At 42.5% G+C, this 24,249-nt stretch carries 27 protein-coding genes; 21 read left to right on the top strand and 6 right to left on the bottom strand.

The window, feature by feature from the left end; all coding sequences use genetic code 11:
- Nucleotides 1-179: 179 nt before the first annotated feature.
- The 15 genes from BFP75_RS08705 to BFP75_RS08630 all read left to right on the top strand — a co-directional run bounded on the left by BFP75_RS08705 (nucleotide 180) and on the right by BFP75_RS08630 (nucleotide 10,511).
- Complete coding sequence (locus BFP75_RS08705; RefSeq protein WP_099544845.1) at nucleotides 180-1,964, top strand: tetratricopeptide repeat protein; 1,785 nt, start codon at nucleotides 180-182, stop codon at nucleotides 1,962-1,964.
- A gap of 167 nt (nucleotides 1,965-2,131) precedes the next feature.
- Nucleotides 2,132-2,761 carry a DUF4286 family protein gene (locus BFP75_RS22630; protein WP_206073527.1) on the top strand — a complete coding sequence of 210 codons (630 nt, stop codon included), beginning with the start codon at nucleotides 2,132-2,134 and terminating at the stop codon, nucleotides 2,759-2,761.
- Between the two features lie 55 nt (nucleotides 2,762-2,816).
- Nucleotides 2,817-3,686 (top strand): 16S rRNA (adenine(1518)-N(6)/adenine(1519)-N(6))-dimethyltransferase RsmA, encoded by an 870-nt coding sequence (gene rsmA / locus BFP75_RS08690; RefSeq protein ID WP_099544844.1) that lies wholly within the window; start codon nucleotides 2,817-2,819, stop codon nucleotides 3,684-3,686.
- The gene (gene mgtE, locus BFP75_RS08685; protein WP_099544843.1) at nucleotides 3,673-5,028 is read left to right on the top strand and encodes a magnesium transporter; all 1,356 of its coding nucleotides are present in this window, start codon (nucleotides 3,673-3,675) and stop codon (nucleotides 5,026-5,028) included. The genes rsmA and mgtE overlap by 14 nt, the downstream gene beginning before the upstream one ends.
- A 19-nt stretch (nucleotides 5,029-5,047) precedes the next feature.
- Nucleotides 5,048-5,413 carry a cupin domain-containing protein gene (locus BFP75_RS08680; protein WP_099544842.1) on the top strand — a complete coding sequence of 122 codons (366 nt, stop codon included), beginning with the start codon at nucleotides 5,048-5,050 and terminating at the stop codon, nucleotides 5,411-5,413.
- A gap of 7 nt (nucleotides 5,414-5,420) precedes the next feature.
- Nucleotides 5,421-6,362 (top strand): 2-hydroxyacid dehydrogenase, encoded by a 942-nt coding sequence (locus tag BFP75_RS08675; protein WP_099544841.1) that lies wholly within the window; start codon nucleotides 5,421-5,423, stop codon nucleotides 6,360-6,362.
- Nucleotides 6,363-6,371: 9 nt separating this feature from the next.
- Nucleotides 6,372-6,782 (top strand): response regulator transcription factor, encoded by a 411-nt coding sequence (locus tag BFP75_RS22625; protein WP_099544840.1) that lies wholly within the window; start codon nucleotides 6,372-6,374, stop codon nucleotides 6,780-6,782.
- Between the two features lie 101 nt (nucleotides 6,783-6,883).
- Entirely contained in the window at nucleotides 6,884-7,345 is a 462-nt protein-coding gene (locus BFP75_RS08665; protein ID WP_099544839.1) for a DUF4199 domain-containing protein, read from the top strand.
- A 3-nt stretch (nucleotides 7,346-7,348) separates the two neighbouring features.
- The gene (locus tag BFP75_RS08660; RefSeq protein WP_099544838.1) at nucleotides 7,349-7,720 is read left to right on the top strand and encodes a VOC family protein; all 372 of its coding nucleotides are present in this window, start codon (nucleotides 7,349-7,351) and stop codon (nucleotides 7,718-7,720) included.
- Between the two features lies 1 nt (nucleotide 7,721).
- Nucleotides 7,722-8,177 (top strand): DUF1801 domain-containing protein, encoded by a 456-nt coding sequence (locus tag BFP75_RS08655; RefSeq protein ID WP_099544837.1) that lies wholly within the window; start codon nucleotides 7,722-7,724, stop codon nucleotides 8,175-8,177.
- Nucleotides 8,178-8,184: 7 nt separating this feature from the next.
- Nucleotides 8,185-8,571: a VOC family protein gene (locus tag BFP75_RS08650; RefSeq protein WP_099544836.1), complete on the top strand. Its 387-nt coding sequence runs from the start codon at nucleotides 8,185-8,187 to the stop codon at nucleotides 8,569-8,571.
- A 53-nt stretch (nucleotides 8,572-8,624) separates the two neighbouring features.
- Complete coding sequence (locus BFP75_RS08645; RefSeq protein ID WP_099544835.1) at nucleotides 8,625-9,011, top strand: hypothetical protein; 387 nt, start codon at nucleotides 8,625-8,627, stop codon at nucleotides 9,009-9,011.
- Between the two features lie 83 nt (nucleotides 9,012-9,094).
- Nucleotides 9,095-9,418 carry an ArsR/SmtB family transcription factor gene (locus BFP75_RS08640; protein WP_099544834.1) on the top strand — a complete coding sequence of 108 codons (324 nt, stop codon included), beginning with the start codon at nucleotides 9,095-9,097 and terminating at the stop codon, nucleotides 9,416-9,418.
- A gap of 94 nt (nucleotides 9,419-9,512) precedes the next feature.
- Nucleotides 9,513-9,998: a DUF6428 family protein gene (locus BFP75_RS08635; protein WP_099544833.1), complete on the top strand. Its 486-nt coding sequence runs from the start codon at nucleotides 9,513-9,515 to the stop codon at nucleotides 9,996-9,998.
- Nucleotides 9,999-10,016: 18 nt separating this feature from the next.
- Nucleotides 10,017-10,511, top strand: a complete 495-nt coding sequence (locus BFP75_RS08630) for a GNAT family N-acetyltransferase (RefSeq protein ID WP_099544832.1) — start codon at nucleotides 10,017-10,019, stop codon at nucleotides 10,509-10,511.
- 1 nt (nucleotide 10,512) lies between these two features.
- Here BFP75_RS08630 and BFP75_RS08625 read toward each other — a convergent pair whose 3' ends face one another.
- The 3 genes from BFP75_RS08625 to BFP75_RS08615 form a co-directional block, all read right to left on the bottom strand.
- Nucleotides 10,513-12,327 (bottom strand): GNAT family N-acyltransferase, encoded by a 1,815-nt coding sequence (locus BFP75_RS08625; protein ID WP_099544831.1) that lies wholly within the window; start codon nucleotides 12,325-12,327, stop codon nucleotides 10,513-10,515.
- An 85-nt stretch (nucleotides 12,328-12,412) separates the two neighbouring features.
- Nucleotides 12,413-13,660 (bottom strand): aspartate kinase, encoded by a 1,248-nt coding sequence (locus BFP75_RS08620; protein WP_099544830.1) that lies wholly within the window; start codon nucleotides 13,658-13,660, stop codon nucleotides 12,413-12,415.
- A gap of 23 nt (nucleotides 13,661-13,683) precedes the next feature.
- Nucleotides 13,684-14,163 (bottom strand): GNAT family N-acetyltransferase, encoded by a 480-nt coding sequence (locus BFP75_RS08615; RefSeq protein WP_099544829.1) that lies wholly within the window; start codon nucleotides 14,161-14,163, stop codon nucleotides 13,684-13,686.
- Nucleotides 14,164-14,271: 108 nt separating this feature from the next.
- Here BFP75_RS08615 and fbp point away from each other — a divergent pair, with 108 nt between their 5' ends.
- Nucleotides 14,272-15,282 (top strand): class 1 fructose-bisphosphatase, encoded by a 1,011-nt coding sequence (gene fbp / locus BFP75_RS08610; RefSeq protein WP_099544828.1) that lies wholly within the window; start codon nucleotides 14,272-14,274, stop codon nucleotides 15,280-15,282.
- A gap of 141 nt (nucleotides 15,283-15,423) precedes the next feature.
- Here fbp and BFP75_RS08605 read toward each other — a convergent pair whose 3' ends face one another.
- Nucleotides 15,424-15,855 (bottom strand): TerB family tellurite resistance protein, encoded by a 432-nt coding sequence (locus BFP75_RS08605; RefSeq protein WP_099544827.1) that lies wholly within the window; start codon nucleotides 15,853-15,855, stop codon nucleotides 15,424-15,426.
- A gap of 95 nt (nucleotides 15,856-15,950) precedes the next feature.
- On the opposite strand from BFP75_RS08605, the gene BFP75_RS08600 reads away from it, so the two are divergent.
- From BFP75_RS08600 to BFP75_RS08585, 4 genes are read left to right on the top strand one after another with little or no spacing between them, the layout of a single operon-like run.
- The gene (locus BFP75_RS08600; RefSeq protein WP_099544870.1) at nucleotides 15,951-16,973 is read left to right on the top strand and encodes a ligase-associated DNA damage response exonuclease; all 1,023 of its coding nucleotides are present in this window, start codon (nucleotides 15,951-15,953) and stop codon (nucleotides 16,971-16,973) included.
- The gene (locus BFP75_RS08595) at nucleotides 16,970-18,673 is read left to right on the top strand and encodes an ATP-dependent DNA ligase (protein ID WP_099544826.1); all 1,704 of its coding nucleotides are present in this window, start codon (nucleotides 16,970-16,972) and stop codon (nucleotides 18,671-18,673) included. Before BFP75_RS08600 ends, BFP75_RS08595 begins: the two co-directional genes overlap by 4 nt.
- Nucleotides 18,654-18,908: a hypothetical protein gene (locus BFP75_RS08590; RefSeq protein WP_099544825.1), complete on the top strand. Its 255-nt coding sequence runs from the start codon at nucleotides 18,654-18,656 to the stop codon at nucleotides 18,906-18,908. The genes BFP75_RS08595 and BFP75_RS08590 overlap by 20 nt, the downstream gene beginning before the upstream one ends.
- Nucleotides 18,895-21,360 carry a ligase-associated DNA damage response DEXH box helicase gene (locus BFP75_RS08585; RefSeq protein ID WP_099544824.1) on the top strand — a complete coding sequence of 822 codons (2,466 nt, stop codon included), beginning with the start codon at nucleotides 18,895-18,897 and terminating at the stop codon, nucleotides 21,358-21,360. The genes BFP75_RS08590 and BFP75_RS08585 overlap by 14 nt, the downstream gene beginning before the upstream one ends.
- A 183-nt stretch (nucleotides 21,361-21,543) precedes the next feature.
- On the opposite strand, the gene BFP75_RS08580 is transcribed toward BFP75_RS08585, so the two are convergent.
- Together BFP75_RS08580 and rbsK are read right to left on the bottom strand one after the other, a co-directional pair.
- Nucleotides 21,544-22,539, bottom strand: coding sequence for a GRP family sugar transporter (locus tag BFP75_RS08580; protein ID WP_099544823.1), 996 nt, complete (start codon nucleotides 22,537-22,539; stop codon nucleotides 21,544-21,546).
- Nucleotides 22,540-22,550: 11 nt separating this feature from the next.
- Nucleotides 22,551-23,450 (bottom strand): ribokinase, encoded by a 900-nt coding sequence (gene rbsK, locus BFP75_RS08575; protein ID WP_099544822.1) that lies wholly within the window; start codon nucleotides 23,448-23,450, stop codon nucleotides 22,551-22,553.
- A gap of 78 nt (nucleotides 23,451-23,528) precedes the next feature.
- On the opposite strand from rbsK, the gene pdeM reads away from it, so the two are divergent.
- Nucleotides 23,529-24,185 carry a ligase-associated DNA damage response endonuclease PdeM gene (gene pdeM, locus BFP75_RS08570; protein WP_240531745.1) on the top strand — a complete coding sequence of 219 codons (657 nt, stop codon included), beginning with the start codon at nucleotides 23,529-23,531 and terminating at the stop codon, nucleotides 24,183-24,185.
- Nucleotides 24,186-24,249: the final 64 nt, after the last annotated feature.

Raw genomic sequence — 24,249 nt, 5'->3', positions numbered from 1 at the left:
TTGTCCTTTCTTAAATCTACGCCTTAATCCCATTCCTACAATTTAAAGATTTATACTTTGTAAGTAAATCTGTATGATTTGCATTGAAACCGATTAGGTGAATGCGTTGTATTGACCTAATTATGGTTCGGTTAACAGATTCTTTGGGAGTACTTGCTTAAATTTGATAAATTTCAAGTATGAAGCTTCTTGGATTTTTTACTTTTATACTCCTGTCCCTATCCATTAGCGCCCAAGAGGACTTTTTGGCCAAGCAATATTTTGCCGATGGCGATTTTGAAAAAGCGGTCGTTTTTTACGAAAAATTGGCCAAACAAAATCCCAGAAGAACGGACTACCTCCAAGGTCTTGTCGCATGTTATCAACAGTTGGAACGCTATACCGATGCTGAGGCCTATCTACTGGAACAGTTAGACCAAAGAAACCCCCACCCCACCCTGTTGATAGAGATGGGCTACAATTATTCCCTACAGGACATGCCGGAAAAGGCAAATGATTACTTTGACCGCGCCCTGGCTTTTATAGAGGAAAATCCAAACTATGGATATGCACTGGGATATCAATTCCAAAAGTATACCTTGTTGGACAGGGCCGTTGCGGCCTATAAAAAGGCCATGGAATTGAATCCAACCCTGGACTACAATTATCAATTGGCCAGAATTTATGGAGAGCAAGGCGATATAGAAAGAATGTACACTTCCTACCTGGAACTTTTGGTGAACAACAAAACATCCAAATCCAATATCCTTAGAAGTATTGATGACTTTATAACCTCAGACCCGGAAGATGTCAATAACCAGACCCTACGGGTCATACTGCTGCAAAAAGCACAAAAAAATCCAGATATCATTTGGAACGAATTGCTGAGTTGGCTGTTTATAAAGCAACGGCAGTTTGCAAGTGCACTGCGACAGGAAAAAGCCATTTTCAAACGTATGGAAGGCGGTAATACCGGTAGATTGGAAAATTTGGGCGCCACGGCTCTTGAGGAGAACGAACATGAGGTCGCAAAGGATGTTTTTGAATATATAAAGGAAGAAAGTGCGGACCCTATAGTACAATTGAACGCCGAGCTGTATTTGATAGACATCGTTTTGGATGAAACCGAAAAAAATCAATTGGACGGTATCCAGAAACGCTATGAAGCACTTATAGACCAGTATGGCTATCAGACCCAAACGTTACAGCTCCAAGTAGCTTACGCCAATTTCCTTACCTTCAGGAAAGACGAGCCAAGCCCCGCCATTGAACTTCTCAAGAACAGTTTGGAGCTTCCCATGAACGAGCGCAGCAAGGCCTACATAAAACTGGCCCTTGGCGATATTTTGGTGTATGACAGACGTTTTAACGAGGCACTCATTTATTTTTCCCAGGTGCAGGACAAATTGAAAAACGATGTTATGGGGCAGGATGCCCGGTATAAAGTAGCGGAAACCAGTTTTTACAAAGGGGATTTTGATTGGGCCCTTACACAGTTAAAGGTGCTAAGGGGTTCTACCTCCCAACTCATTGCTAATGATGCCATGCAATTAAGTCTATTGATATCCGATAATTCCTTGGAGGATTCCACCCAGACGGCTTTGAAGAAATATGCAAGGGCGGACTTTCTGGCGTATCAGAACAAAACGGACGAGGCCATCGAAGGGCTCAACGATATCTTGGAAAATCACAAAGGGGAGAAAATCGAGGACGAGGCACTTTTAAAACAGGCGCAGTTACTGGAGACCCAAAAAAAATACGAGGCCGCGGAATTCAACTATCAAAAAATCATTGAATTCTACGGCAACGGTATCTTGGCGGACGATGCCCTCTTTGCCCTTGGGGAGTTATACCGAAATGTTTTGGACCAGCCCGATAAAGCAAAGGCCTACTACGAGCGCATCATTTATGAATTTCAGGACAGTTACTACTTTCCCCAAGCGCGCAAGAATTTTAGAATGTTGCGAGGAGATGTGGTCAATTAGCTTTTGAAAGTTGAGAGTGCAGAGTTAAGAGTTAGAAGTGAGTAGGAGGCAATAAGCAATGAACAATTAGCAATGAACAGCTAATAGCTAAAGACGAACAGCGGTAAGCGTTCAGCGCAAAGCGAACAACCATCAACCATCAACCAAAAACGAACAACCATCACCCCATGTACATATATAACGTAACCAGCAACATAGAGGACAGGGCCCATGATACATGGCTCCATTGGATGAAAACCGTCCATATTCCAGAAGTACTGGCCACGGGAAAATTCCTTGGTGCAAAAATGACCAAGGTCTTGGCCGAAGAAGGCACGGGACATACCTATTCCGTGCAATATACAGTAGCGAGCAAGGAAATTCTCGATTCCTATTATTTGGAGGATGCACCAAAATTAAGGCTGGAAGGACAAAAATTATTTGCGGACCAACTGATTTCCTTTCGGACAGAGCTTGAGGTGGTCGACGAGTTTTTTGTGCATCGGAATACCGCTACCCACCATCTGTTTACTTACGGCACCTTACAGGAAAAAGAGGTTCAGCTGGGTGTATTCTCAAGAGTTTTAGGGGGCTATGACGATACCCTGCACGGACATCGGATTTCCGATATAAAGGTTGCGGGACTGTACCCAACCTTGGAACCGACCCAAAATCCCAAAGACAAAATTCACGGTAAAGTCTATGTGCTGACAGACGATGAATTGAAAAAGGCCGATTTTTACGAAGGAGATGCCTACGAAAGAATCGAAGTTGGGTTACGTTCAGGTAAAAAAGCTTGGGTATATTTGGCCCGGTAAACGCCTAGCGGTATCCAGACCCAGTTGTTCTGGCAAGCATCTTATAAAAGCTGAAATGGGAAAAAGAAAGGGAAAGAATAAAAAGCCTCATAACGAACATGAAAACAATCCTGTACAAAACAGTCCTGTTAAGGCCAAAAAACACCTTGGCCAGCACTTTTTAAAAGACGAGGGCATCGCCCAAAAAATTGCCGAAACGCTTTCCTTTCAAGGCTACACGAAGGTACTGGAGATAGGCCCTGGAACGGGGGTGCTCACAAAATATTTATTGCGAAAGGAAATTGACCTGGTTGCCATGGACCTGGACGCGGACTCCATCATTTACCTCAATCACAGCTTTCACCTGGAGCACCCTAAAGTCATGCAAGGAAAAGGTTCTTTTAAAGTGGTAGAGGCAGATTTTCTTAACTATGACCTATCCGCTCTTTTTGGAGATGATCCCTTTGCTATTACGGGAAACTTCCCGTACAATATCTCCACACAGATCGTATTTAAAATGCTCAAAATGCGCGATCAGGTCCCAGAGTTTTCAGGGATGTTCCAGAAGGAAGTGGCCCAGCGTATCTGCGCGAAGGAAGGCAGTAAGACCTATGGGATATTATCGGTCCTAACACAGGCATTTTATGATGCGGAATACCTTTTTACGGTGCATCCGCAGGTTTTTGACCCGCCACCAAAAGTGCAATCCGGAGTATTGAACCTTACCCGAAAAAGAGATTATGTTATGGATTGCGATGAAAAATTGTTGTTCACCGTTGTAAAGACCGCCTTTAACCAACGTAGGAAAACGATCCGTAATAGTTTAAAAACACTAGGACTCTCCGAAAATCTTAAAGAAGATGCTATATTTGATCAACGTCCGGAACAGCTTTCCGTTTCGGAGTTTATTGCGTTGACAAAGAAGATAGCACATGACGCCATTTAAACTCACAGAGGAACTTATTGCTCAGATAGAGGAGCTCATCGAACACCAAAGGGATAACGAGCTTAATTCCCTTTTGGAAGATGTGCATTATGCGGATGTTGCAGAAATTATCAATGAACTCAACGAGGTGGAGGCCACCTACCTTATAAAACTTCTCGATAGCTATAAAACATCGGATGTCCTAACGGAATTGGACGAAGACGTTAGGGAAGCCATTTTAAGCAATCTCTCCTCCAAGGAAATTGCCGAGGAACTTGCGGAACTGGATACGGATGATGCTGCGGATATTATTGGGGAGCTTCCGCAGGAAATGGTTCAAAAGGTCATTTCCGAAATCGAGGACAGGGAGCATGCCAAGGATATTGTGGACCTGCTTCGATACGATGAGTATTCAGCCGGAGGTCTTATGGCCAAGGAATTGGTCAAGGTTAGGGAAAATTGGAACGTACTCACCTGTGTTAAGGAAATGCGGGCCCAAGCAGAAAACGTGACCCGGGTACACTCCATTTACGTAGTGGACGAAGAGGACAAGCTCATTGGCAGGTTATCGCTTAAGGATTTGTTGACCACTTCCACAAAAACGCATATCAAGGACGTATACATTTCAAAGGTAGACTCGGTCAACGTCAATGAAAAACCTGAAGAGGTGGCCAAAATCATGTCGAAATACGACTTGGAAGCCATTCCCGTCGTTGATGAAATTGGCAGGTTGGTAGGCCGTATTACCATCGATGACATTGTCGACGTGATCCGGGATGAAGCTGACAAGGATTATCAAATGGCCGCGGGTATCTCACAGGATGTGGAAGCAGATGATAGCATCCTGGACTTGACCAGGGCAAGATTGCCTTGGTTGATTTTAGGCCTTATTGGGGGTATTGGAGCCTTTCTTATTATGGGAGGATTCGAGGAAGATTTTAAGCAGGAACAGTTCATTATTTTCTTTTTTACCCCATTGATCGCTGCCATGGCGGGTAATGTGGGCGTGCAATCCAGTGCCATCATCGTTCAAGGACTCGCAAATGATGATTTAAAGGGGAGTATAAGCAATAGGTTAATCAAAGAAATGCTTCTTGCTACCCTTAACGGTATTATATTGGCAATTTTGCTCTTTGTATTTGTGTGGTCCTACGAAGGTAGTATAAACATATCATTCGCCATTTCCATCTCATTGGTCGCGGTGATAATTGTTGCAGGTTTGATCGGTACTTTTGTGCCTTTGTTCCTTCATAAAAGAGGCATTGATCCAGCTATTGCTACAGGGCCTTTTATCACCACCAGCAATGATATTTTTGGCATTCTCATTTATTTTATGATCGCCAAACTCATTTTAGGGATTTAAACTTAATCTCCTTTCAAGAATGAAAACCATAAATCTACATGATAAATATTCCCAATTCAACAACTATTGGCACCCACATCAAATAGCGGTTGTAGATGATATGCAGGTACTGCTTGCCAAATTAAAAGGTGAATTTGTATGGCATTCCCATGAACACGAAGATGAATTGTTCCAGGTCCAAAAAGGTACATTGTACATGCAGTTCAGGGATCGTACCGAGGTAGTAAAGGAAGGTGAAATCATTGTCGTACCAAAAGGGGTGGAACATTGTCCTAAAACCGATGAGGGGGAGGAAGTCCACATCCTTTTATTTGAAAAAAATTCCACGGCACATACAGGCGATGTAACCCATGACCTCACCCAAACCAAATATCCAAAAATTTAAAAACCCTATGAAAGTGCTCCATGTAGATCGAAACCACCCTTTGATAATTGAACAGTTCAATGCGTTAGGGTTTGAGAACGATGAGGATTATACTAATACAAAAGAGGAAATTGAAGAAAAAATAGAAGCGTATGACGGACTCATCATCCGGAGTAGGTTTACCATTGACGCCTCCTTTTTGGATAAGGCAAAAAATTTAAAATTCATAGGCCGATTGGGCGCGGGACTGGAAAATATTGACACCAGATATGCCAAGTCCCTGGGCATATTTTTGGCCGCTGCCCCGGAAGGCAACAGAAATGCGGTAAGTGAACACGCCTTGGGCATGTTGTTGTCCCTTTTCAATAACCTAAATAAAGCCGATGCGGAAGTTAGGAACGGGAAATGGGACCGGGAAGGCAACCGGGGGGTTGAATTAGAGGGCAAGGTCGTCGGTATTATCGGCTATGGGAATATGGGCAAGGCTTTCGCGAAAAAGTTAAAAGGATTTGATGTGGACGAGGTCATTTGTTATGATATCGAAGGTGGCGTGGAAGACGAAAACGCCAGACAAGTGGGCATCATGGAATTACACCAACGCACCGATGTGTTGAGCTTGCATGTTCCTCAGACGGCATCGACCATAAGTATGATCAATACGGAGTTTCTTAATAAGTTCCATAAAAATATCTGGATCATCAATACGGCCCGGGGAAAATGCATAAAAACGGCCGACTTGGTCGGCGCCCTGAAATCGGGGAAAGTTTTGGGAGCCGGATTGGACGTTTTGGAGTATGAAAAATCCTCTTTTGAAAATATGTTTACCGGGGACGGACTTCCAGAGGCCTTTGAATATTTGACCAAAGCCAACAACGTTTTACTATCTCCCCATGTAGCTGGATGGACGGTAGAGAGCAAAATCAAATTGGCACAGACCGTGGTGGACAAAGTAAAAAGTAAATTTTGCTAAATTTATATAATGCGAAAGACGGTTTTGCTTTTCGGTTTGTTGGCCTTGGCGACCTTCTTATTTATTAAACTAAGTTCATATACTATTCTACAGGGAAACACAACGATTGAAATTATTTTAATTGCAGTTGCTCTAATTTTCTTCCTTATAGGTTCTTATATCAACAAACAAATAAAGCCAGAAAACGAGACAAGTGCCAGCAATATTGATGTCCGTAAAATTAAGGAACTTGAAATTAGCAAAAGAGAATACGAAGTTTTGAAGGAAATCGCCTTAGGGCTTTCAAATAAGGAAATAGCGGAAAAACTCTTTTTAACTGAAAGTACCATAAAAACCCATGTTTCCAATTTATTACTAAAACTAAATGCCAAAAGAAGAACTCAAGCTATTCAAATTGCTAAGGAACTTTATATCCTTTAGTAAGGTTTTATAGCGCATAAAAATAAATTGGTACTTTAGTATGATGACATAATAAACTGATTTTTATAGATTTAAATCACCGATAACAAATCTATCCCTATATGAAAAGTATTATAGTAAAATATGGTCTATATGGATTTATACTTGGCCTTGGTCTCTTTCTTTTGGGACTTATTATAATTGAAGATTCCAATTTGTCAGTTGCCGAGATTTTTGGATACGCCACAATGATTGCATCATTGTCCTTTATTTTTATTGGAATTAAACACTATAGGGACAAAATAAATAATGGTTTCATATCTTTTGGAAATGCTATGGGTATCGGTATGCTTATTTCTGGTTTTCCCGCTTTGGGTATTGCCATTGCCGATTATATCTATACCACTTGGATAAACCCAAATTTTTTCAAAGAGTACGCAGAGATGATGAAGGCGCAAGGTAATTCGGAGTCAATTCCGGAATGGAGTAGTGGAATGATGTCCTTAATTATGTTTCTTACCGTAATCTTACTAGGCTTTATTATTACTCTTATCTCAGCTTTAATATTACAACGTAAAAATTAAAATATGAATTTAGGTAACTTTTCAGTGAGCCTTAGTGTTAAGGACATTAAGGTCTCAAAAGAATTTTATGAAGCCTTGGGATTCTCGGTTTTTCATGGGGATATAGAACAAAATTGGCTCATTCTAAAAAATGAAACCTCTACCATTGGACTCTTCCAAGGCATGTTCGAGAAAAACATCCTCACCTATAACCCCGGTTGGGATTCCAATGCAAAAAACTTGGAAAGTTTCACCGATATCCGTAACATCCAAAAGCAGCTAGAGGCCAAAGGTCTAAACCTTGTACGTAAAGTAGAAGAAGGCACCACAGGTCCTGCTAGCATCACCTTGTTAGATCCCGATGGCAACCCCATTCTAATAGACCAACACGTGTAAGATGCAGTACAAGGCGGATTCACCAGAAGACTATATTTCCCAATTACCCATAGAAAGAAGGGAAGTGATTTTGGGGATTAGACAACAAATTCTGGAAAATCTACCTGAGGGTTTTGAGGAACAAATGAGTTATGGCATGTTGGGTTATGTAGTACCCCACTCCATATATCCCAAAGGATACCATGTAAATCCGGAACTTCCCCTCCCCTTTATCAACTTGGCATCCCAAAAGAACTTTGTGGCCCTATACCATTCCGGACTCTATGCGGATCCAGACCTTTTAAAATGGTTTACTTTGGAATATCCAAAACATTGCAAACGCAAATTGGATATGGGAAAAAGCTGTATCCGTTTCAAGAGCTTGGACGACATTCCTTATGAACTGATTGGGGAACTAGCGCGCAAAATAACGGTTCAGGAATGGATAGTCCTTTACGAGAAAAACACTAGAAAATAATAAAGACATGAAAAACAGGGTAACAGGATTGGGTGGCTTCTTTTTTAAGACATCAGATCCAGATAAAACCAAGGAATGGTACAGAAACCATTTAGGACTGAATACAGATCAATACGGTTGTACATTTTGGTGGAAAGACAAAGAGGGGAATGACTGTTCTACACAGTGGAGTCCTATGAAAAATGACACAACGTATTTTGAACCTAGCAAGTCCCAATTTATGATGAATTTTAGGGTGGAAAACTTGGTCGAACTTTTGAAAGTGTTAAAAGAGGAAGGAGTAACGGTAACTGGAGAAATTGAGGAATATCCCTATGGTAAATTTGGATGGATTTTGGATCCGGATGGCAACAAATTGGAACTTTGGGAACCTGTTGATAAAGTATTTTTGTGATATGCATTTATTCTTTACATTTAGAGGACAATTAACCACCTAAAAACAATAACATGTCAGAAGAAAACAAAGATTTTGGCGATAAGGCAGAAGAAGCTGCCAACGAATTTAAGGAGAGTGTCAAAGAAACTTTTGACCCCAAGAGCCCAGATAGTGGCAAAACAGTGGCAATAATAGCCCACATTACATTTATAGGCTGGATTGTAGCCATTGTCATGAACAGTCAGAACAAAACGGAATTTGGAAGCTACTACATCCGCCAAACCTTGGGTATATGGATTTTAATGATGGTTTTAAGCTTTATTCCAATAGTGGGCTGCTTTGCGAGCCTTTTGGGCCTAGTTTTGATCATAATTAGTTTAGTGAACGCCGCTAACGGTAAAATGGTCCCAATAGTTGGTGTAGGAACCTATTTCCAAGATTGGTTTAAGAGCCTATAATTCTTTATTAAAGACCAAACTATTTTATTTGGTCTTTTTTATTTTAATTTAATATCGTAATATTGCAATATAAAAATATTACAATGGGAGTTACCAAAACACAAATTTTTAATGAAAAGCAAAACGCATTGGCCGTTATCTTTAAGGTCTTGGCCCATCCGGCACGGATTGCGATACTGGAATACATAAGCAAACAAGAGGCCTGTATCTGCAATGATATTGTAGATGAAATAGGTCTGGCCCAACCTACTATTTCGCAACATTTAAAGGAATTGAAAAGCATCGATTTGATATCTGGGGAAATAGAAGGTAAAAAAGTATGCTATTGCATCAATCTTGAGAAATGGTCGGCCATTCAAGATATGCTCAACTCCTTTTTTAATAAAACCAAAACGAATTGTTGCTAGGCCCCTCCCGCAATTACATTAGTATTTCGACCTCTCCAAAAGGGAGATAAAAGCCTTAGCATACAAAACAAAATGAATCATTTAAATCGTCATTATGAAAACACGTAAATTATTATCCCTGTTACAGGAAAACCCCAATAAAAACCTTTTGTTCGAATACAAGTCTGGTGAACTGGTTGCTGCAAACTACCATATTACCGAAGTGAAAAACGTAACTATCGATTCCATTGATTGCGGTGCAAATCCAGATTTTTGGAAGGAAACCGTAATCCAATTATGGGAAAGCCCCAAAGAAAAGGGCAAAAGAAAATATATGTCGGCCTACAAGGCACTTTCTATCCTTAAAAAAGTGGATAAAATAAAACCGATGGAGCGGGATGTAGAAGTAAAGTTTGAATATAGCAATGCTTCCTTTCATACGGCGCAATTATTTGTCAATGATTATCAAGTTACCCACGATGACCTAATTTTTAAACTAGGTGTGGAACAAACGGACTGTAAGGCCAAGGAAACCTGCGGTATTCCAGAAACCGTTACCCAAACGGTATCAGAATGTGCTCCGGGCAGCGGCTGTTGTTAAAAACCCCCATACGATACAATGCTTTTAATAAGAACCATGGATCCCGCTGATTGGCATCAGGTTTCCAACATCTATCTGGAAGGAATAGAAACGGGTATGGCTACGTTTGAAACCATAATCCCTAGTTATGGGAAGTGGGATGGTGCCCATTTAAAAAATTGCAGATTTGTGGCCATTGCCAACAAAGAGGTTGCCGGCTGGGCCGCCTTGTCCCCCGTTTCCAGTCGCTATGTTTACAGGGGTGTCGCAGAAGTTAGTATCTATATTGGTGAAAAATATAGAGGATTGGGCGTGGGAAATGCCCTAATGAAACACTTGATCTTGGAAAGTGAAGCGCAAGGATTTTGGACCCTCCAATCCGGAATTTTCCCAACGAACAAGGCAAGTATAAAACTTCATGAATCCGTAGGATTTAGAAAAATAGGAGTACGCGAGCGGGTTGGAAATTTAAACGGTGTTTGGATCGATAATGTCCTATACGAAAGACGTAGCAAAGTCATTGGGATAGACTAAGCTATTCCGGGTGCTGCTGGGCCTCGGCAAGCTTACGCTCCAATTCCGCCTGAAATTCCTCCATTACCGGCTTTACGGTACTTTCGGGCAAATCCGCAATTTTTATGTACATCAATCCATCCACGGAATTATTGAACAAGGGGTCCACGTTAAATGCGACCACCTTGGCGTTCTGCTTGATGTATTTTTTAATGAGTACCGGTAACCTAAGATTGCCCGGCTCCACTTCATCGATCAATCTATCAAACTTGTTCAAATCGGCTTGGGTCTCGTCAAAAACAAACTCCTTGTCGGCATCCTTCAGTTTTACCTTGAACTCCTTTTTGGGGCGTATGTATTGAGCCACATAGGGATCCCAATAATGGGACTTCATAAACTCGATCATCAAGGACTTTGAAAAATTGGAAAATTGGTTGCTGATGCTCACTCCTCCAATAAGGTATTTATGCTCCGGATGGCGCAAGGTCGTATGGACGATACCTTTCCATAATAAGAACAAGGGCATGGGTTTTTGCTGATATTCCTTGGTGATGTAGGCCCTACCCATTTCAATGGAATTCTTCATCATCCCATACAGTTCAGGCTCCACACGAAACAAGTCCTGTAAGTAAAAACCATCTATACCATACTCCGGAAAAATCTCAGATCCCAGACCCATTCTATAGGCCCCTACAATGCATTTTTCCGCATCGTCCCAAAGAAAAAGATGGTAATAGTAGGAATCAAATTTATCAAGATCAATGGCATTGTTTGTGCCCTCCCCTATTTCCCGAAAGGTAACTTCGCGCTGTCTACCAATTTCCTTCAAGATAAAGGGGATATCCTTTTCCTTGGCCAAGAAAACCTCATAATTCTTGCTTTGTAACAATCTACAGTCCTTTTCCCTTAGCTTTTCGATTTCGCCTTGCATCACTTCCTTTCGCATGGCGGATGCAATTTTTTTGGGTGGCTTGGGAATTTTTAAGGAGGTAGGTATCTGATCAATCAACCGCTCCTTCTCGTAGGCGTTGGAGAGGATATAGGTCTTTCTTCGCAACAACCCTGAAAATTCCACCATATCTTCCTGTTCCTTTTGGGTCTGTACGGATATAGGCTGGCCGATTCTGATTTTTATGGGTCTGTTATGTTGTGAAAATACCTGCGAAGGAATCATGGCCGTTCTAAAAATATCGTTCAGTTTGGAAAGCCTATAAAAAAGCTTGCTATTTCGGGCATGAAAATAAATTGGGACTACCGGTACCTCTGCCTTTCTGATAAGCTTTAGGACAGCATCTTCCCAAGGCTTGTCAACGATTAATTTTCCATCACGGTACGTGGATACTTCACCTGCCGGAAAAATGCCCAAAGGATGTCCGTTTTTTAAATGTTCAAGGGTTTTTTTAAACCCCATGATACTACTTTTTACATCCTTATGTCCTTCAAAAGGATTAACGGGAAGAATATAGGGATCCAAAGGAACCATTCGCTGCAAAAGAAAATTGGCCATGATCTTAAAATCCGGTCGTTTGGGAAGCATCAGGTTCATCAACAAGACACCGTCTATGGCACCTAACGGATGGTTGCTAATGGTAATGAAGGGTCCTTCCTTTGGCAACCTTTTAAAATCTTCTTCAGGAATCTCAAAGTCGATTTCAAAATGGTCCAAAATAGCCTTTGTAAAATCGGTTCCCTCCAAATGGGCAATGCTATCATAAAACCGATTAATCCCAGAAATGCGCGTGACCTTCATCAAAGCCCAACCCATAAAAGTTCCAATAAAGCCCAACTTGGATAAGTTAACGGCCTTTGCCACTTCCTTTGCGGTCACTAAACCCATATACCTGATTTATTTCAAAGTATAAATATAGGAAAATGGAGGTGTAGGCCGCCATTTTAACAAAGGGAAAAAGTATGCGGGATAGTTACTTAACTACCAATTGGACCGTCTCCTTACCTCGTTGTTCCAATAATACTTCGTGCCCATTGGTCAGTGAATCAAGTGCTTGGGCATTAAAATGTCTTATGGTGTATAGGGAAACACCCTCATGGTGTACCACCTTAAATTTACTTTTTAATTGCTGGAGAAGATCTTGCAAACCGCCAAACTTGTTATCAACACATACGGAAAAACTGATCGCGGAATTTTGGATAAGGTCCACCTTGATCTTAAAGTCGTGGAATAGTTTGAAAATCTCGCTGATATTGTTCTCCACCATAAAAGAAAAATCCAAGGAGGACAATTTCATAAGTACTTGGTTCTTCTTCACAATAAAACATGGGACCTTGGGTTCGATGCCCATTCCTTTGCCAACTGTAGTACCTGGGTCCTTTGGATTTAAAAAGGACTTTACATGAAGGGGTATTTCCTTGCGTTGCAGCGGTTGTAAAGTCTTTGGATGTATTACCGATGCCCCATAAAAGGCAAGCTCAATGGCCTCCCTATAGGAAATGTTGTTCAATAATTGTGTTTCCTTGAAATATCTGGGATCCGCGTTTAATACCCCGGGAACGTCTTTCCAAATAGTTACCGAGTCCGCATTAAGACAATAGGCCAAGATGGCAGCGGTATAATCGGAACCTTCCCTTCCCAAGGTGGTCGTAAAGTTGTTATCGTCGCTTCCCAAAAAACCTTGCGTTATGTTCAGCACCTTCTTATCGATATCCGCTACGTTGGCTTGGGTCCTTTCCCAGTTTACCGTGGTATCCCTATAACTGGTATCGGTCTTGATATAATGGCGCACATCCAGCCAATTATTGGATATTCCCACTTTTTCAAAATAGGCACTTATGATAGTCGTTGATATCAATTCCCCATATCCTACGATTTGATCGTAGACGAAATTATAATTGGGCGATTTGTTCCAGACCAAAAATCCGTTGATCTCGTCTATCAACGTTTTAAAGTCCTTGTATATCTTATGCTGTTTGTTTTCAAAAAGATCAGAGATTATACTGTTGTGGTACTCAACAATGTCCGAAATTTTTGAGGGAATATCCTTTTTGTTCTTGAAATAGGCATTCACCACCTCTTCCATAGCATTTGTGGTCTTTCCCATAGCTGACACTACTAACAGCGTGTTTTCATAACCCACCGTCTGCAATACGTTTACTACATTTTTTACCGCTTCTGCATCTTTCACGGAAGCACCTCCAAATTTAAATACTCTCATACACGAAATACGATTCTAAATTTTTAAATATTCGCCAAATAATTGGCTATTCCTTTTTCATCCAAGTGCACTACGTCCCAATCGCGCTTCACATCTGCACCCTTGCTTTTATAAAAATCAATGGCAGGTTCGTTCCAGTCGAGCACCTCCCAACTTATCCTTTTTACACCCAATTTGCGGCCATACTTCACTACCTCGTTCAACAAGGCGGTACCCAAACCGCTTCCCCTCATTTTTTCGGTAACGATCAAATCCTCCAAGTGGACGATTGGTCCCTTCCAGGTGGAGTATCTGGGGTAGACCAGGGCCATTGCCACTATTTTATCTTCCTGTTCGGCTACAAAACAGTGGAACTGTTTTTCTTTCCCAAAGCCACTTTGTTGCAAATCGGCCACGGTAACCTCAACGGCATTTTCCTCTTTTTCAAATACGGCGAGCTCACGGATCAACTCCAACACTTGGACCATATCTTCCTTTCGGGAATCTCTAATCAAATAATTCATTGTTACAAATAAAACACAAAGTTATAATTTTAAACAAAGAAGTGAAAACCAAACACAAGAGTTTCACAAAATAAGCGTTATTTGTAGTGAGACCAACCTGTACTAATTATGTCTACAAACAGAAAACAAACCTTAGGGGAATTTATCATTGAAAACCAAAAATCCTTCCAATATTCCTCCGGGGAGCTTTCCAAATTGATCAACGCAATACGTTTAGCGGCCAAGGTGGTAAATCATGAGGTAAACAAAGCCGGGCTAGTAGATATTATTGGCACTGCCGGAGAGACCAATATCCAAGGAGAGAATCAACAGAAACTGGATGTTTTTGCCAATGAAAAGTTCATACAGACCTTAACGAATAGGGAAATTGTCTGTGGTATTGCATCGGAAGAGGAGGATAGTTTTATTTCGATAAACAGTAATGATGAAAACCACCAAAACAAATATGTGGTACTTATTGACCCTTTGGACGGCTCATCAAATATAGATGTCAATGTTTCCGTAGGTACCATCTTTTCCATATACAGAAGGGTAACACCGGTAGGCACCCCGGCAACCCTTGAGGACTTTTTGCAACCAGGAAACCAACAGGTGGCCGCTGGCTATGTTGTGTATGGAACCTCAACCATGATCGTCTACACAACAGGCGACGGCGTCAATGGTTTTACCCTGAATCCAGCATTGGGAACCTTTTATCTTTCGCACCCTAACATGACATTTCCAGAAACGGGAAAAATCTATTCTGTGAACGAAGGGAACTATATCCACTTTAGTAAAGGTGTGAAGGATTATATTAAGTATTGTCAAATGGAGGAAGGTGACAGGCCATACACTTCAAGATACATAGGTTCTTTGGTCTCAGACTTTCACCGTAACATGATCAAAGGAGGTATATATATGTATCCAAAAAGTAGCGTGACAGGTAACGGTAAATTAAGACTGCTCTATGAATGCAATCCCATGGCCTTTATTGCAGAGCAAGCAAATGGGATCGCCATTGGTGGTAAAACGCGGATTCTGGACATACAACCCACCGAACTGCACCAACGGGTTCCCTTTTTCTGCGGTAGTCGAAAAATGGTGGAAAAATTACAGGAATTCTTGGAAAAGTATCATTAAACTACCTCGGGGCAAGTCCACGAGGCATTCTTAGAAAACGAACTTTTAATTTCGATACAAGCCTCGGTGTATTAAACCCTTTGGCGATGCCAATAAAAAAGGGAGCGAATCGCTCCCTTTTTTGGTCTTAACGTACGGACCTTATCGGTTCATATTTTTTATTTCGTCGATAAAATTATCCTCGTCCACGCCCGCTTGCACTAATTTAAGTGCTTTATCCACAACATAGGTCACGTTAACCGGGTTAAAGCCTAATCCAATGCCCAAACGCTCGAGCATGGCCACCTGCTTTTCACCTAATTGATGGTCAGCATATACCATTCGAGCCAAGTCATACAAACGCTCCAGTCTTCTATCATAGCTGGTTGGCGGATTAATATCATGGGATGCATAATCCTTTAAAATCTCCTTGTAATCGCTATCTGAAATATCCAACTTCCGGGCCAATCGGTCCAAGAAAGCCCGTTCTTCACTGGTAATTACCCCATCGCTCATGGCAACCCTTACTATGGCCGCAAAGTGGTCTTGATTCCTTTTTTGAAAACCACTATCAAAAAAATCTGAAATTGACATGTTCTATTCTTTTGGGCAAATATAATTTTTTTAGAGGTCATAGTTTACATCCTGCCAAACTTTGTTTCAAGGCAAATTTGTAACTTTCCATGGCTATGAAATTACCCCTCCTACAATTTACCGATAAAGGAATCTATTGTGACAAAGCGGACGTTTATTTAGACCCTTGGAGACCCGTAAATAAGGCAATCATAACCCATGGTCATGCAGATCACAGTCGATGGGGAAATAAGCAATATATCACCCACCACAGGAATATTCCCATTATCTCACACAGATTAGGGGATATTAAGACTACCAGGTTTGAATGGGGCGAGACCTTTATCATAAACAATGTAAAATTCAGCCTTCATCCTGCGGGGCATATCATTGGCGCTTCGCAAGTACGGGTGGAACACAATGGCGAAGTTTGGGTATTTACCGGTGATTACAAGACCGAGGACGACGGTATTTCCACGCCCTACGAGCCCATTAGATGCCATACGTTCATAACCGAATGTACCTTTGGACTCCCCGCCTTTAAATGGCTGCCCCAACATGAAGTCTTGAAAGATATAAACGATTGGTGGCTGGAGAATAAAAAGGAGGGCAAGACCTCCATACTTTTTGGCTATAGCCTTGGCAAGGCCCAACGCTTGCTAAAGTACTTGGATACCGATATTGGTACTATTTACACCCATGGGGCCATCGAAAATATGACCGATGTTTTAAGGCCGATGGTTTCCTTTCCGCCAACCCAATTGATTACCAAGGAAACAACAAAAAAGGAACTTTTGGGCAATATTGTTTTGGCACCTCCCAGTGCCCACGGTAGTACTTGGATACGGAAAATGGTTCCCTATGTAACGGCTTCGGCCAGTGGTTGGATGACCTTTAGGGGTGCCCGACGCAGACGTGCCATCGACAAGGGATTTGTATTGAGCGATCATTGTGATTGGCAAGGCTTACTTTCCAGTATTGAGGCTACAGGCGCAGAAAAGGTCATTTGTACGCATGGTTATAGCGATATTTTTTCCCGATACCTTAGGGAACAAGGATACGATGCACGCACCGAAGCTACCCAATACGAAGGTGAACAGGAAGAGTTGGAATCTTCAAAATCGAATACCGACACATGAAAAGATTTGCCCAACTGATAAAAACCTTGGACAGTACCAACAAGACCACAGTAAAGGTTGATGCCCTTACCCAATACTTTTTGGAGGCAAACGATACCGATAAAGTTTGGACCATAGCCATCCTTTCACACAGAAGGCCTCCCAGACCCGTTAATACAACACTTTTAAGGGAATGGGCATCGGAACTTTCGAACATACCTTTGTGGCTTTTTGAGGAGAGCTACCATATTGTTGGCGACTTGGCCGAAACCATCGCTTTGGTTGTTCCTTCGGCAAAATCGTCCACAGAGAAGACCCTGACCCAATTTTTGAAGGAAATGATCTTGCTCAAAAGGAAGTCGGATCACGAAAAAAAAGCCTACCTATTTGAAAACTGGAAGGTCCTGGATTACTACGAGCGGTTCGTTTTTACGAAATTGATAACGGGCGGGTTCCGGATTGGAGTGAGTCAAAAATTAATGACACGTGCGCTCTCCATGGCTACAAAAATTGATGAGGATATTCTAGCCTACAAACTCATGGGAAATTGGGACCCTGATAAAATTTCCTTTCAACAACTGATTCTGGAGGAGAACAAAACCGACTACCTATCCAAACCCTATCCCTTTTATTTGGCCTATGCGCTGGAAGAAGTCCCGGAAAGTTTGGGTGATGTGAACGAATGGGCCATAGAACACAAATGGGACGGCATACGATCTCAGGTAATTTTAAGAAATGACGAACTATTTGTTTGGAGCCGCGGCGAGGAACTGGTAACGGACAAGTATCCGGAATTTGAACAATTTATAGGCGTTATTCCCAATGGAACGGTCATCGACGGGGAAATACTTCCTTATCCAAAGGGGCTAATTGGGACCTTTAATGACCTTCAGAAAAGAATAGGAAGAAAAACCGTTTCCAATTCCCTGCTTGTTAAAATTCCGGTTATACTAAAAGCCTACGACCTTTTGGAATGGAAAGGAAAGGACATACGCGAAAAACCATTTTCTGAACGTAGACAGTTGTTGGAAGCCCTGTTTGGAACGGTGGCTTCGGCTAGGTTCAGCCACCAGAAATCAAAAGCTACAGGGCAAAGTGGAAGTGGGGTCACTGAGCGAAGTCGAAGTGACCTGCCCCTACAACTTTCAGAAACCATGCAATTTACCTCTTGGGAACAAGTGGCCAAAGAAAGGGAGCTTTCCAGAGAGAAACACAGCGAGGGCTTGATGCTGAAACGAAAGGATTCGCCCTATCTCGTTGGAAGAAAGAAAGGGGATTGGTGGAAATGGAAGGTTGATCCGTTGACCATAGATGCCGTGCTCACCTATGCCATGCGGGGACATGGAAGACGAAGTAACCTTTTTACAGATTACACTTTTGCCCTCTGGGATGAAAATGAGGAAGGGAAGCGGGAGTTGGTCACCTTTGCCAAGGCTTACTCGGGTCTTACGGATGCCGAATTTAGAAAACTGGATGCTTGGATAAAAAAGAATACTTTGGAACGTTTTGGTCCGGTACGATCGGTAACCCCCCATCACGTATTTGAAATCGCCTTTGAGGGGATTGCCCATTCCAAACGACATAAAAGCGGAGTGGCCACCCGATTTCCTAGAATGCTACGTTGGCGGCAGGATAAAAGTATCCATGAGGCGAATAGCTTGGAAGAGCTTAAAAACCTAATCCCAAATTCCGAAACCAGGAATGAAGGAATCTCTCAGTAAAAACCTTAAAACAACTCCTTTCCCTGGCCAGGGAAAGGAGGCCGAGCGAAGCGAGACCGGAAAGGGTCGGGAATTCATTACGCCGTTTGTGGCAAAACGGAAAATACAATCGATATCAATCCCTTCCGAATTCAAAATCTGGGATTTTGAATCCACCTTCCCTTTCCAAGGGAAGGAGCTTTTACTACCTTTAGAAGGTTCGAGAAAGTATGCTCGGGATTATGAACAGAGATGAACTTTTCCATATCGCAGAAAACTGGTTCCAGGAGCAGGGCTGGAAACCATTTCCCTTTCAAAAGGATACTTGGAGAGCCTTTCTCAATGGAAAGCACGGTCTTTTAAATGCGCCTACAGGTAGTGGTAAAACCTATGCGCTTTGGTTTCCCATAGTCCTCAATTATATAAAACAAAATCCCGATTATAAAAGCAAACATAAAAAAGGATTAAAAGCAGTTTGGATTACGCCTTTACGTGCCCTTTCACAAGAAATACGACAATCCGCCGAGCGTGTTGTCACCGATCTGGGAACCCAAATGACCGTTGGTATTCGTTCCGGGGATACCTCCACAAAAACCAGAACGGAACAAAAAAAACAGATGCCAGACTTGCTGATTACCACCCCTGAAAGCTTGCAGCTGCTATTGGCCACTAAAGGGTATGACAAGATATTTAAGGACTGTACAGCAATAGTGGTGGATGAATGGCATGAAATTTTAGGCACAAAGCGTGGGGTGCAAATGGAGCTGGCCTTGTCCCGACTCAAAACCGTTTCGAAAAAACTACGGATTTGGGGAATTTCCGCCACCATAGGAAACATGGAGCAGGCCCGGGAAGTGCTGCTTGGCCCGCAATCTAAGGCCCTGGAAAATTCGGTTTTAATAAAGGCCAACATCCACAAAAAAATAACCGTCAAAAGCATCATTCCAAAGAAAATGGAAACTTTTCCATGGCGGGGACATTTGGGCCTCCACTTATTGGAATATGTAGTCCCAATCATCAAGAACAGTAGGAACACCCTACTCTTTACCAATACCCGAAGCCAGTGTGAAATCTGGTTCCAAAAAATATTGGAAAAACATCCGGAATTTGCCGGTGAGATTGCCATGCACCATGGGAGCATCAATAAGGAAACAAGGGTTTGGGTGGAAAATGCCATCAGAAATGAAACCCTAAAGGCCGTGGTGTGTACCTCAAGTCTGGATTTGGGTGTTGATTTTGCTCCTGTGGAGACCGTGGTACAAATTGGAGGTCCAAAAGGTGTTGCCCGATTTTTACAGCGAGCTGGAAGAAGTGGCCACCGACCGGGAAAGGAAAGTGTCATTTATTTTCTTCCCACACATGCCATTGAACTTATTGAAGCTTCGGCCCTCCAAAAGGCCGTGAAACACAATACCGTGGAAGACCGTATTCCCTACCTGAATAGCTATGATGTATTGCTTCAATACTTGACCACCTTGGCCATTTCAGACGGTTTTTATCCCAATGAAATCTATAGGGAAGTAGCGGATACCTTTTGCTATCAGGCACTTGGCAAGGATAATTGGCAATGGTTGTTGAATTTTTTGGTCATGGGCAGCCAAAGCCTACAGTCCTATGATGAATATAAAAAAGTGGAGGTAGAAGAAGATGGAAAGTTCAAGGTGAACAATCGGGGGGTGGCCATGCGTCACCGTTTTCAAATAGGAACTATTGTTGGGGATGTAAACCTTACGGTAAAATATCAAAAAGGGGGTTGCATTGGCACTATTGAAGAGTACTTTGTATCCAAACTGAATAAAGGCGACGTGTTTACCTTTGCGGGAAGAAACCTGGAATTTATCCGAATTAAGGACATGCAGGTACACGTTAAAAATTCCAAGAAGAAGACCAGCAAGGTCTCCAGTTGGATGGGCAGTAGGTTGACGCTATCGGCACAAATGTCAGAACTACTTAGAAACGAACTATACAGTTCGGACGAAACTATTGAAAAGCAATCTCCGGAAATCCAATCCCTGGCCCATATTTTTAAAAGACAACGGCGGGAAAGCATTGTTCCCAAACCCCATGAATTCCTCATAGAAACCTTTAAAAGTAGGGATGGTTACCATGCGGTTTTCTACCCTTTTGAAGGACGTTTTGTCCATGAAGCCATGGGAAGCCTATTGGGATACCGAATCAGTCTGCTCTCTCCTATCACCTTTTCCCTCGCCTTTAACGATTATGGTTTTGAACTGCTTTCGGACAAGCCGATAGACATGCAACAGGTTTTGGACAACAACCTTTTTACGACCGATTTTTTGTTGGACGACTTACAAAAGAGCCTGAACGCGACCGAAATGGCCCGAAGAAAGTTCAGGGACATTGCCATCATCAGTGGGCTGGTATTTACTGGATATCCCAATAAGGTCATAAAAATGAAGCATTTACAGAGCAATTCCCAATTGTTGTTCGAGGTGTTTCGGGATTATGAACCGGATAATTTATTGTTTCAACAGGCCTTTACCGAAACTTTTGAGCATCAGCTGGAAGAAGGCCGATTGCGACTTTCCATGGAACGCATAGCGACACAAAAAATTATCTGGAAACAATGTGAAAAAGCCACGCCTTTTGCCTTCCCTTTGATAACCGATAGATTGAGCCGTGAAAAATTATCCAGTGAAAAATTGGAGGACAGAATTAAACGCATGGCAGCGATTTTGATGAAGTAAACCCCAAAGCCCCAATGTGGAGATTCAGTTAACCCATTTAACTTGCCAAACTGCCTGAGCTGTACCAATGGCACTAATGAATTCAGTCCTAATTTATTTAACCGATTTTCTTCAGCTAAAACTCAATCGAGACCAAATTGTATTCAGCAAATTGCTATCCTTTACTTATCGGAAACAATAATGTCATCTAGCCGAAATTATCAAGGCCAATCCTAGGACATACAATAAAAGCATGGCATTCAACATTCCACCCACACCTTTTGGCGCCCCTTTGAATTCCTTCCATACAAAAATACCCCAAAGTGCAGCGACAACAGTGGCACCCTGACCCAAACCGTATGAAATGGCGGGCCCTGCCTTATCGGACGCAAGAATACTAAATGACATTCCCACACACCATATAACACCTCCCAATACACCCATGCCATGACTTTTTAGAGTGCCCCTAAAATAATCAGCAAAAGCCAATGGCGCGCCCTCAAAAGGGCGCCTCATAAGGAAAGAATTGAACAGAAAATTACTGGCCAATATACCTAGTGAAAAAATAAAGACCGCACTATAGGGACTTAACTTTCCCGAAAGGGGCTCTTGGAAATTGGGAAACATGGCATTGGCCACATATTTGTAGAACAGACCCATTAGCAGACCGGCCACTACCGCCAATAGCAGTCCTTTGGTAGGAACTTTCTTTTGATGGGCGGAAAGTCGTCTATATGCATTGGCATTCAATAAGATGGCCAAAACGATGAGGCCCACTCCAGTAAACAAAAGGGTGGAGTCTCCCAATGGTGCGTCAAGATAATTAACTATAACCCCCACCACAAGGGCCAAACCTATACCTACGGGAAAAGCGACGGACATACCTGCCAAAGCAATGGCGGCCACCAACAAAATATTGGCTAAATTAAATAGAATACCTCCTAAGAAAGCGGACCAAAGATTTCCATTATCCGCTTGGGCAAGGTCTTCCAAAAACGGTCGGCCACCCTGTCCCATACTTCCTGCACTTAAAGCAAAAAGCAGGGCAAAGAGAACGATGCCAAACACATAGTCCCAATAAAAGAGTTCAAAACGCCAATCTTTGGCGGCCAATTTTTGGGTGTTGGCCCATGAACCCCAGGCAAACATGGTAACCACACAGAAAAGCACTGCTATGGCATAGGTTTCAATTATAAACATGGTATGTTGGTTTAGATGAATTCTTCTTTAAACGGCGCAGAATCCTGTGCGCCCATTTTTGTAACGGAAATGGCAGCAGCCTTTGTGGCGTTTAAAATGGAATCCTTCCAAGACAAGCCTTCTGCCAAGCCTACGGCCAATACCCCATTAAAAACATCGCCTGCTGCCGTGGTATCAACTGCCTTTACTTTTTGTGCCGATATTAAAAAAGATTCATCGGCATTCTTAAAAAAAGCACCTTTAGATCCCATGGTGATGATGATGTTTTTTACACCCATTTGAATAAGGGAAGCAGCCGCTGCGGAAGCACTACTTTCATCCGCCACGGTAATCCCCGTCAACAATTTGGCTTCGGTCTCATTTGGGGTAATTAAAAACAACCCATCCAGAATTTCAGGAGGCAATTCTTGGGCAGGTGCTGGGTTAAGAATCAATGTCCAATTTTTGTTTTTACAGATTTCGGTTAAACGTACCAAGGTCTCCATCGGTGTTTCCAGTTGGGTGAGTACCATGGCGGATTCTTTATATTCTTTTAGCGCTTGGTGCACATGGTCATCGCTCAAAAGGGCATTGGTTCCGGAAGCCACTACGATTTCATTCTCGCCTTCAGCGTTTACCGTAATCAAAGCCACTCCGGAGGCCTTTCCATGGATAATCTGGACCCCGGAAACATCAATGCCCTCTTTGGAATAACCATTGATGGCATTTTTCCCAAATACATCATCTCCCACGGAACATATAAAATGTACGGCTCCACCTGCCCGTGCCGCCGCTACAGCCTGGTTAGCACCCTTTCCTCCTGGGAACATGAAAAAATCACCCCCAAGAATGGTTTCACCAGGTTCCGGGAAACGTTGGGTTTTAACAACCATGTCCGTATTGGAGCTACCAATCACAAAAAGGCGTATCATACTAAAAGTTAAAAGAACAGTATACAAAGTAGAAAATAACTACCAGAAAACCAATTGTGAAATTTTAACTTTGTCGCCATGAATATGTTCCCTTTGGATATACACGGACAAAGTTTTCACCTACACCCTTCTGGGGCTCTATTCTGGGAAAATCAATCCCTATTGATGATGAGCGATGTGCATTTAGGAAAGATCTCCCACTTTAGAAAGTATGGTGCCGCTGTGCCGCAGCATGCCCTATTAAAGAATTTTGAGACCATGGACGGGGCTATTTCCCAATTTACCCCAAAACACGTCGTCTTTATGGGGGACCTCTTTCATTCATCCTTGAACAAGGAATGGGATTTGTTTGAAGATTGGGTTGGCAGAAAAAAAATGGGGATGACCTTGGTAGTGGGCAATCACGATATTATATCCCCTATGAAATACGAGGCGTTGGGAATCTCGGTATGCCCGGAGCTTTCATTGGGCACCTTTTTCTTGACCCACCACCCGGAGGAGCGTGAAGGCCAGTTCAATTTTTCTGGGCACCTACACCCTGCCGTGCGCCTTACCGGACTTGGTAGGCAATCCGTTCGTTTGCGCTGCTTTTACAAATCCTCCGTACAAATGATATTGCCGGCCATGGGAGAGTTCACGGGTTCCCATACCATGGCAGTTACAAGGGACAGCGAGGTGTTCGCCATTTTGGGGGATACGGTACTTCCTGTTCAGGTACACGGTCGCAAAAAATAATATTATTTGCAACTCGGCTCAAATTTCGTTCATTTGCGCACCCGTTGTTCATCCCTTTCCCGTA

Origin of the sequence: Maribacter sp. 4G9, from assembly GCF_002742265.1 — a bacterium.
In the GTDB taxonomy this organism is placed as follows: Bacteria; Bacteroidota; Bacteroidia; order Flavobacteriales; family Flavobacteriaceae; genus Maribacter.
The sequence above is the reverse complement of the archived record's forward strand: the minus strand, read 5'-3'. Positions and strand labels throughout refer to the sequence as shown.

Bases quoted from the DNA above. Each gene is read 5' to 3' on its own strand.
- BFP75_RS08705 (WP_099544845.1), top strand. From the start codon at position 180: ATGAAGCTTCTTGGATTTTTTACTTTTATACTCCTGTCCCTATCCATT.
- BFP75_RS22630 (WP_206073527.1), top strand. From the start codon at position 2,132: ATGTACATATATAACGTAACCAGCAACATAGAGGACAGGGCCCATGAT.
- rsmA (WP_099544844.1), top strand. From the start codon at position 2,817: ATGGGAAAAAGAAAGGGAAAGAATAAAAAGCCTCATAACGAACATGAA.
- mgtE (WP_099544843.1), top strand. From the start codon at position 3,673: ATGACGCCATTTAAACTCACAGAGGAACTTATTGCTCAGATAGAGGAG.
- BFP75_RS08680 (WP_099544842.1), top strand. From the start codon at position 5,048: ATGAAAACCATAAATCTACATGATAAATATTCCCAATTCAACAACTAT.
- BFP75_RS08675 (WP_099544841.1), top strand. From the start codon at position 5,421: ATGAAAGTGCTCCATGTAGATCGAAACCACCCTTTGATAATTGAACAG.
- BFP75_RS22625 (WP_099544840.1), top strand. From the start codon at position 6,372: ATGCGAAAGACGGTTTTGCTTTTCGGTTTGTTGGCCTTGGCGACCTTC.
- BFP75_RS08665 (WP_099544839.1), top strand. From the start codon at position 6,884: ATGAAAAGTATTATAGTAAAATATGGTCTATATGGATTTATACTTGGC.
- BFP75_RS08660 (WP_099544838.1), top strand. From the start codon at position 7,349: ATGAATTTAGGTAACTTTTCAGTGAGCCTTAGTGTTAAGGACATTAAG.
- BFP75_RS08655 (WP_099544837.1), top strand. From the start codon at position 7,722: ATGCAGTACAAGGCGGATTCACCAGAAGACTATATTTCCCAATTACCC.
- BFP75_RS08650 (WP_099544836.1), top strand. From the start codon at position 8,185: ATGAAAAACAGGGTAACAGGATTGGGTGGCTTCTTTTTTAAGACATCA.
- BFP75_RS08645 (WP_099544835.1), top strand. From the start codon at position 8,625: ATGTCAGAAGAAAACAAAGATTTTGGCGATAAGGCAGAAGAAGCTGCC.
- BFP75_RS08640 (WP_099544834.1), top strand. From the start codon at position 9,095: ATGGGAGTTACCAAAACACAAATTTTTAATGAAAAGCAAAACGCATTG.
- BFP75_RS08635 (WP_099544833.1), top strand. From the start codon at position 9,513: ATGAAAACACGTAAATTATTATCCCTGTTACAGGAAAACCCCAATAAA.
- BFP75_RS08630 (WP_099544832.1), top strand. From the start codon at position 10,017: ATGCTTTTAATAAGAACCATGGATCCCGCTGATTGGCATCAGGTTTCC.
- BFP75_RS08625 (WP_099544831.1), bottom strand. From the start codon at position 12,327: ATGGGTTTAGTGACCGCAAAGGAAGTGGCAAAGGCCGTTAACTTATCC.
- BFP75_RS08620 (WP_099544830.1), bottom strand. From the start codon at position 13,660: ATGAGAGTATTTAAATTTGGAGGTGCTTCCGTGAAAGATGCAGAAGCG.
- BFP75_RS08615 (WP_099544829.1), bottom strand. From the start codon at position 14,163: ATGAATTATTTGATTAGAGATTCCCGAAAGGAAGATATGGTCCAAGTG.
- fbp (WP_099544828.1), top strand. From the start codon at position 14,272: ATGTCTACAAACAGAAAACAAACCTTAGGGGAATTTATCATTGAAAAC.
- BFP75_RS08605 (WP_099544827.1), bottom strand. From the start codon at position 15,855: ATGTCAATTTCAGATTTTTTTGATAGTGGTTTTCAAAAAAGGAATCAA.
- BFP75_RS08600 (WP_099544870.1), top strand. From the start codon at position 15,951: ATGAAATTACCCCTCCTACAATTTACCGATAAAGGAATCTATTGTGAC.
- BFP75_RS08595 (WP_099544826.1), top strand. From the start codon at position 16,970: ATGAAAAGATTTGCCCAACTGATAAAAACCTTGGACAGTACCAACAAG.
- BFP75_RS08590 (WP_099544825.1), top strand. From the start codon at position 18,654: ATGAAGGAATCTCTCAGTAAAAACCTTAAAACAACTCCTTTCCCTGGC.
- BFP75_RS08585 (WP_099544824.1), top strand. From the start codon at position 18,895: ATGAACAGAGATGAACTTTTCCATATCGCAGAAAACTGGTTCCAGGAG.
- BFP75_RS08580 (WP_099544823.1), bottom strand. From the start codon at position 22,539: ATGTTTATAATTGAAACCTATGCCATAGCAGTGCTTTTCTGTGTGGTT.
- rbsK (WP_099544822.1), bottom strand. From the start codon at position 23,450: ATGATACGCCTTTTTGTGATTGGTAGCTCCAATACGGACATGGTTGTT.
- pdeM (WP_240531745.1), top strand. From the start codon at position 23,529: ATGAATATGTTCCCTTTGGATATACACGGACAAAGTTTTCACCTACAC.